At 36.5% G+C, this 811-nt stretch carries 1 protein-coding gene; it reads left to right on the top strand.

What is annotated here, in order from left to right:
- Positions 1–787 (top strand): ABC transporter substrate-binding protein (locus V7137_RS23490; protein ID WP_335700311.1); only part of this gene is annotated, 787 nt, incomplete at its 5' end.
- Positions 788–811: the final 24 nt, after the last annotated feature.

Raw genomic sequence — 811 nt, 5'->3', positions numbered from 1 at the left:
TGTACCAATGATGGAAACGGTAGAAGCTTCGCAAGCGACCAAAGTCTACCGCAGTGAAGGTTTTGGAACAGAATTTATTGGTTTTAATGTGAAGAAGAAACCATTTGGTGACGTTCGTGTTCGTAAAGCAATCGCCCATGCAGTTGAAATGGATTCTATTATTAAGGGTGTCTATAATAATGTAGGTAAAAAAGCGAATTCATTATTAGGCTCTAAGGTTTTCGGGTACAATGCTAATATGAAAGCCTATGAATATAACTTAAATGAGGCAAGGAAATTACTCGCTGAAGCAGGCTATCCGGATGGTTTTGAAACTACTCTTATCACCATGGATAGCAAAGAAAGAATAAATATGGCAGAAGTACTTCAATCTCAACTAAAAGGGATTGGGATTAAATTAAATATTCAGGTTTTAGAGTATGGTACGTTTGTTGAGCAAGGAAATAAGGGTGCCTTTGAAATGTTTATCAGCAGCTGGAGAAATGCAACTGGCGATGCTGATTATAATCAATATAATCTTTTCCATTCGGGTTCGCATGGATCAGCTGGAAATTACTTCTTTTATAACAATAAAGAAGTTGATACCATATTAGCAGCAGCCCGCAGTGAAATGAATCAAGATAAACGTATAGAACTATATGCAAAAGCCCAAGAAATAGAAATGGAAGAAGCTGTGTATATACCTGTGCGGGTGATTGAAAATTTAGCGGCAATTGCCAAAAATGTCGATAATTTTTCTATCAGTCCATCAGGGTATCTAGAAATCAATGACGTTTCAATTAAATAAGCAGGTCAAGATAAAAGGGATATC

The sequence above is a fragment of the Neobacillus drentensis genome (assembly GCF_036962765.1).
In the GTDB taxonomy this organism is placed as follows: Bacteria; Bacillota; Bacilli; order Bacillales; family Cytobacillaceae; genus Neobacillus; species Neobacillus drentensis_C.
The sequence above is the reverse complement of the archived record's forward strand: the minus strand, read 5'-3'. Positions and strand labels throughout refer to the sequence as shown.